Source organism: Umezawaea tangerina, assembly GCF_003002815.1.
In the GTDB taxonomy this organism is placed as follows: Bacteria; Actinomycetota; Actinomycetes; order Mycobacteriales; family Pseudonocardiaceae; genus Umezawaea; species Umezawaea tangerina.
Window position 1 is genome coordinate 782,460 of sequence record NZ_PVTF01000003.1, and the last position, 6,243, is coordinate 788,702.

6 protein-coding genes are annotated in these 6,243 nt (G+C 70.3%); 1 reads left to right on the top strand and 5 read right to left on the bottom strand.

From position 1 onward, the window contains the following. Positions 1 to 38: 38 nt before the first annotated feature. The 5 genes from CLV43_RS13995 to CLV43_RS14015 form a co-directional block, all read right to left on the bottom strand. Positions 39 to 929, bottom strand: coding sequence for an SDR family oxidoreductase (locus CLV43_RS13995; protein ID WP_106187507.1), 891 nt, complete (start codon positions 927 to 929; stop codon positions 39 to 41). A 348-nt stretch (positions 930 to 1,277) separates the two neighbouring features. Beyond that, a complete protein-coding gene (locus CLV43_RS14000; RefSeq protein ID WP_106187508.1) occupies positions 1,278 to 2,006 on the bottom strand; it encodes an SDR family oxidoreductase in 729 nt (242 codons plus the stop codon). A gap of 82 nt (positions 2,007 to 2,088) precedes the next feature. Next, positions 2,089 to 2,763 (bottom strand): TetR/AcrR family transcriptional regulator, encoded by a 675-nt coding sequence (locus CLV43_RS14005; protein WP_106187509.1) that lies wholly within the window; start codon positions 2,761 to 2,763, stop codon positions 2,089 to 2,091. 115 nt (positions 2,764 to 2,878) lie between these two features. Continuing rightward, a complete protein-coding gene (locus tag CLV43_RS14010) occupies positions 2,879 to 5,128 on the bottom strand; it encodes a penicillin acylase family protein (protein ID WP_106187510.1) in 2,250 nt (749 codons plus the stop codon). Positions 5,129 to 5,246: 118 nt separating this feature from the next. Further along, a complete protein-coding gene (locus tag CLV43_RS14015; protein WP_106187511.1) occupies positions 5,247 to 5,801 on the bottom strand; it encodes an ArsR/SmtB family transcription factor in 555 nt (184 codons plus the stop codon). Between the two features lie 90 nt (positions 5,802 to 5,891). Between CLV43_RS14015 and CLV43_RS14020 the strand changes: the two genes are divergently transcribed. Beyond that, on the top strand, positions 5,892 to 6,188 hold the full coding sequence (locus CLV43_RS14020) for a FadR/GntR family transcriptional regulator (protein WP_106187512.1): 297 nt from the start codon (positions 5,892 to 5,894) through the stop codon (positions 6,186 to 6,188). Positions 6,189 to 6,243 lie beyond the last annotated feature (55 nt).

A 6,243-nucleotide genomic window follows, 5' to 3' on the forward strand; every position in this document is an offset into this window, starting at 1 on the left:
AGTCGGCGTCCCGACTCCCCAAGAGGCTGCTGCGGCGATCAGACCCGTGCGGGCGTCAGCAGGTCGGCCAGCCCGATGCGCCCGAGGAACTCCGCCCGGATCCGGTCGGCCACCGCCGCGACCTCCTCGGCACCGTCGTGCGACGGGTCGATGTGCGTCCGGAACGGGCGCGTGCCGTCGGGCAGCCCGACGACCTCCACCACCGCGTCCGCCACGGCCGACACGTCGGCGTCCGGCGCCAGCGCGGCCAACCGCTCCGCCACCTGCGCCGACAACCCGGCGTAGCGCGTCTCGTAGGCGTCGACCGTGGCCTGGTCCGCCGGGCGGCCGCTGTTCGGGAAGTGGTTGGTACCGCTGGTGAACGCGCCCGGCACGATGATCGAGGTCTCGATGCCGAAGCGGGCGACCTCGGCCGCGTAGCTCACCGCGAGCGAGTCCATCGCGGCCTTGGCGGCGAAGTACGGGGCGAGGTAGGGCGGGGTGCCACCGCGGGTGCTGGTGCTGCCGGTCCAGAGGAGCAGACCGTGGCCCTGGGCGCGCAGGACGGGGAGGACGGCGCGGTTGACGCGCTGCGCGCCCAGGACGTTGGTGTCGAAGACGGCGGTCATCTCCTCGGGGGTGAAGGCCTCGGCGGGGCCGGTGACCATGTGACCCGCGTTGTGCATGACGACGTCGATGCGGTCGTGGGTGTCCTTGAGGGTGGCGACGGCGGTGTCGGCGGACTCCTGGCTGGAGACGTCGAGGTCGATGGAGCGGAGGTCGACGTGGTGGGTCTTGGCGTGGGTGGCGTATTCGAGGACCTTGTGGGCGTTGCGGCCGTTGGTGTTGCGCATCCCGGCGTAGACGGTGTGCCCGGCTTGGGCGAGGGCTTTGGCGGAGAGCTCGCCGATGCCGCTGGAGGCGCCGGTGATGAGGATGATCTTGGGCATGGTTGTGTCCTTTGTGGAGTGGGTTTGGTGGGTCTTGCCGAGTGCCGGTGAGGTGGTGCCTCAAAACCGGGTGTCGCTACAGCCGTTTCCGGTGCGGTCGGCTTGACTTGGGGCCCCTTTTTTGGGCTTCGTCGGGCGAAAAAGGGCAGGTGGTAGAGCCTGCCCGCCGACCAATTTTAAGCCCAAAAACCCCAAGTCAAGCCGACCGCACGAGCGGACGAGCACCGCTCGCTTCCAGCTTCGTTGGGCTGTTGGCTTTGGTTCCAGCGTCGTTGGGCGGGTTGTGTTCTGGTTTCAGCGTTGTTGGGCTGTTGGCTTTGCTTGCTTTTATTGTTGTCGTTTGGGGTTTTAGACGATGCCGCCGTTGGAGCGGATGGTCTGGCCGTTGATCCAGCGGGAGGGGCCGGCTAGGAAGGAGACCAAGTCGGCCAGGTCGGTGGGGTGGCCGAGGCGTTCGAGGGGGGCGGCGTGGGCGAGGGTGGCGATGGTCTGGTCGTCCTTGCCGTCGAGGAAGAGTGCGGTGGCGGTGGGGCCGGGGGCGATGGTGTTGACGGTGATGTCGCGGCCGCGCAGTTCCTTGGCGAGGATCATGGTGATGGCTTCGACGGCGCCCTTCGTCGCGGCGTAGGGGGCGTAGTTGGGCATGCGGAGGCCGAGGACGGAGGTGGAGAAGGTGACGATGGCGCCGCCCTCGCGGACGCGGCGGGAAGCCTGTTGGCCGACGACGAAGGTGCCGCGGATGTTGGTGCGGTGCATGCGGTCGAGGGCGTCGAAGTCGATGTCGGCGACAGGGGCGAGGTACATGGTGCCCGCGGCGTGGATGACGACGTCGATGCCGTCGAAGGTGGACTCGGCGGCGTCGAACAGGGCGGTGACCTGGTCGACCTCGGCGACGTCCGCCCGCACGGCGATGGCCTCGCCGCCCGCGGCGGTGATGGCCTCGACGGCGGCCTTGGCCTCGGTCTCGTTGCCCGCGTAGTTGACGACGACGGCGAAGCCGTCCCGGCCGAGGCGTTCGGCGGACTCGCGGCCGATGCCGCGGGAACCACCGGTGACGATCGCGACGCGCTTGCTCATGGTGTTCTCCTCCGAAAAGGGCGTGGGGTATCGCCGGGTGTCGCGGGTGCGACAGCCGTTGGTGCGGAAGGTCTTGTCCGGGTCAGTCGGTGAGGCGGGTGAGCCACTCCTGGAGCAGGCCCGCCTCCGCCGACGTGAGCCGGTCGGGCGGGGACTCGCGCAGCTGGGCGCTGAGCGCGGACGCGGCGCCGTTCCCGTTGCCCGCCACCGCGTCTTCCTCGGGGACGAGGATCGCGGCGTGGACGGCGTCCCGGACACGGGTGGAGACGTCCGGGGTGTAGAGCTCGCGGCGGGTGATGAGCACGAGGGCCACACCGGTGTTGGCGGACATGATCATCTGGGCGGCGGCGTCGACGGACGTGGTCAGCCTGCCCGCGGCGGCGACCCGCTCGACGACCGCGGTCAGCAGCTGCTGCGCCTCGACCGCGGCGGCGGGCGTGCCGCTCACGGTGGGGGAGTACATCAGCCGGTAGTAGCTGGGGTTCTCCAGCGCGAACGCCACGTGGGCGTCCCAGCCGTCCCTCATGTCCTGCACGGGGTCCGCCGACGGCTTCGCCGCCCGCTTGCCCGCGAGGTACTTCTCGAAGCCGTAGTCCACGACGGCCGACAGCAAGCCCTCTTTGTCGCCGAACTGCCGGTAGAGCGCGGGTGCGCCCACCCCGGCGGCCTCGCAGACCGCCCTCGTGGACACGTCCGCCACCGGCGACTCGGCGAGCAGCTCGGCCGCCGCCTCCAGTATCCGTGTTCTCGTGCTCATGGAAGCAACGCTAACACATGGGTCGTAGCCGCGCTACCTCAAACGTGTAAGCGTTGATACGACCGTGAGGGCCACCCCGCTGACGACGGGGGTGGCCCTCACGGGTTCGCGCTGGTCAGAGGTGCTGGCGCACCTGCACGACCCGCAGCTCGGGCGAGGCGAGGATGTCGCGCTCGCAGAACCGCTCCGTCACCCACTGCTTCTTCGAGTACAGCTTCGTCTGGTCGCTGAAGTGCGGCGACGTCGAGTCCGACGACTGGGAGTACGCCAGCAGCGTCACCGCGTCCGGGCACCCGTCGCCGTCGAACGACACGACGTGCAGGTAGGTCGCCCCGTGCTGCATCTCGGTGTAGCCCTTGGCGGGGTCCCACCCGCCGCGGATCGAGTTGAACACGCCCAGCCCGGCCGTGCCGCCGTCGATCGGGATCCGCTCACCGTTGCGCACGACGTACTGGTTGTCGCCCAGCGGGGCGTTCATCGGGATGCCCGCCGTGCGCAGCTCGGCGACCGCCGCGACCAGCGCCTGACCGACCGCGGGGACACCGGTGTCCAGGGTGTTCGGCGTGCCGACCGGGTCGGCGGCGCTGAACGGCACCTTCCACGTCGCCTTGCCGCGGGCCTTGGCCCAGAACCGGTCGAACAGCAGCGCCCCCCGGCTGTCGACATCGTGCTTGCGGTCCCAAGTGGACAGTGCGTCGCACGCGTCGGCGAGGTCCGCCGACATCGTGCGGCACAGCGCCACGGTGTCGTCGAGCACCAGGTCCGCGACGTAGTCCTTGTTCGAGAACATCAGGTCCTGCAACGACTGGCGGCTGTACTTGCCGCCCTTGGCCAGCTCCGTGAGCGCTCCGCGGGTGCGGGCGGTGCGCTCGGTCCCCGTCTTGCCGAGGATCCGGGAGAACCCGGTGACCGGCTGCTTCGGGTTCGTCAGCCAGTAGCTGTCGTTCGAGTTCTCCAGGAAGTCGGCGCGCTGCAACGACGGCAGCTCCGCGGGCCCGAACGCGCCCGCCTGCACGGCGTCGGCGTCGCGACCCCACGCGCAGTCGGTCCGCGACCCGTCGAGCACGGCGATCCCGTCCTCCGCCCAGGTCTTGCGGCCCAGCTCGGTGTTGCACCGCTCCGCGCGCTCGTCGGTCACGTTCGGGATGTTGTGCAGCTGCGAGTACCTCGCCGTGCCCTTCGCGTCCGTGATGAAGATGTTCATCCACGGCAGCCCCTGCGTCTCCTCCAGCGCGCGGAACGCCGAGGCCGTGTCACCGGTCCGCGAGAGGCGTTCCAGCGAGTTGGTCATCCGCAGGTTCTCCGCGTTCGCGTCGGCCAGCGCGTAGGCCGTCGTGTCCGTCCACGGCAGGTCCCGCCCGTCGACGGCGGGCACGATCGGCCCGTACCGGCTCCACCACTGCGGCCTGGTCACCGTCGTGCCGTCCTGCACGGTCACCGTCACGTCCCGGCGCACCATGTCCTCGGGCTTGCCGTCGACCAGGTACTTCGTCCGCTCACCGGGAACCAGCGTCAGCGCGAACACGCTGTAGGTGCGGGTCGTGTCCGCCGCCGTGCCGCTCCACGCGATCGTCGCGTTGTGGCCCAACCAGAGGAACGGGACGCCGACGATGCCGCCGCCCGCCACGTCCATCCGGCCGGGGATCGTCAGGTGCGACTGCCACAGCCGCAGGTCGGGCGTGTTCCACGGCAGGTGCGGGTTCGCCAGCGACAGGCCGCGCCCGGTCACCGTAGAGGCGCTGCCGAGCGCGATCGCGTTGCTGCCGATCGACTGCTCCGGTACCGGCTGCGCCGCCACGATCCCGTCCGCCGCGGCCGCCTGCCCGAACACCATGCCCAGTGCGTAGACGTGCCGGTAGACGTCGAGCTCGGTCATCGGGCGCAGCCACGCCTTGCCCGCGCACGCCGGGTCGGTGATCCGGTTCTCCCGCAGGTACTCCGAGACCCCGGCCGCGTACCCGGCCACGGCCTCGCGCACCTCGGTGGTGGGCCCCAGCCTGTCCTTGCGCGCCACCAGGCGTTCGACCACGCCGGTGTCGTTGACGCCCTGGAAGTACAGGTCGCTGGCCAGGTTCGTCCTGGCCCGCGTCAGCCCGCTCCCGGTCGCCGCGTCCGCGCCGAGGTAGCGCGACCGCGTCCCGGACGTGGTCAACATCGTCTGCGCCAACGAGCACATGTTGTCGTTCGCCGCCGCGTACCCCTGCCCGAACCCGAGGTCCCGGTAGTTGGTCGCGACGATGTGGGGGATGCCGTACTCGGTGTAGCGGATGGTCGCGGACAGCCCTCGGGCGTCGGCCGCCGCGGCCCCCGCCCAGAGCAGCGCCGGTATGGCCAGCAGGGCCGTCAACTTGCTTCGCAGTGGCACGGGTGCTCTTCTTTCCGTGGAGGTTCGTGCTCGTGAAGGCACGCCTTTCGGGGCGTGCGAGGTGCGCGCTTCCACCGCCTGGGTCGTCGAGTTGCCGCTCGGCGACCCAGGGCCCGTCCTAGTCGGGGTCGGGGAAGGCGATGAAGCGGACCAGCAGGCGCCTGGCGTCCGCCGGGGTGTCCTCCGGTGCGCGCCGGTGGCGCTTGAGCAGGGCCATGTAGTCCTCGAAGAACGCCTCGAGCTCGGCACGGGTGACGATGATCGCGCCCCTGGAGAACGGGACGGCGTCGGCCCAGTCGCCCATCTCGGGGCTCTTCTCCTGGAACCTGGCCCAGGACTCCAGGTCCTCCGCGAACTGCTGCTCGCGCAGCCCGTCCAGGACCGCCGCCAGCTCCGGGCTCTGCTCGCTGCGCAACGGGAACCGCAGGTCCCGCGGGACCACCCGCCACCAGCGCTCCTTGCCCTTGCCGAGCGCGGGCTCGTCCTCGATGAACCCGTGCTTGGCCAGTTCGCGGAGGTGGTAGCTGGTCGACCCGGTGTTCTGCCCCAACGCCGCGGCCAGCGTCGTCGACGACGCCGGTGCCCGGCGCAGCTCGGCGAGGATCCGCCGCCGCAACGGGTGGGCGAGTGCCTTCAGCGTCGCCGGGTCGGCGATCTCCTCCGGTGGGGGCATGGGACGAAACTAGCGTGCAGAGATTCCTTTGCACAGTGTTCCCGGCAAAGTTCAGGGTTCTCCCCGAGCCCGCTCAGGGGTGGCCGGGTCGTGCGTCCGGACCTGGACCTGCCTGCGCTGCGCGAGGAGTTCGACGTCAGCCTCACGGCGCTGCGCGAGGCGCTGGAGGTGCTGTCCGCCAAGGGGATCATCGACGCCCGCCAGGAGCGCGGCACGTTCGTCACGCCCCGCTCGTCGTGGAACGTGCTCGACGGCGACGTGACGCGGTGGCGGTCGGCGGGCCCGGTCGACGTGGAGCTGCTGGAGGACCTGGGCGAGGTGCGGTCGATCGCGGTCCCCGCTCTAGATGTTGTGACTAGTGAGGTTGTGAACGGCGTGTCGAGTTGAACAAGCGAGGACCTCTGGGCGAAGTGGATGTGTCTGACGCATCCGATCCGCACAC

What these genes read in the sequence shown, in the direction of transcription:
- CLV43_RS13995 (WP_106187507.1), bottom strand. Translation starts at nt 929, where the DNA reads ATGCCCAAGATCATCCTCATCACCGGCGCCTCCAGCGGCATCGGCGAG.
- CLV43_RS14000 (WP_106187508.1), bottom strand. Translation starts at nt 2,006, where the DNA reads ATGAGCAAGCGCGTCGCGATCGTCACCGGTGGTTCCCGCGGCATCGGC.
- CLV43_RS14005 (WP_106187509.1), bottom strand. Translation starts at nt 2,763, where the DNA reads ATGAGCACGAGAACACGGATACTGGAGGCGGCGGCCGAGCTGCTCGCC.
- CLV43_RS14015 (WP_106187511.1), bottom strand. Translation starts at nt 5,801, where the DNA reads ATGCCCCCACCGGAGGAGATCGCCGACCCGGCGACGCTGAAGGCACTC.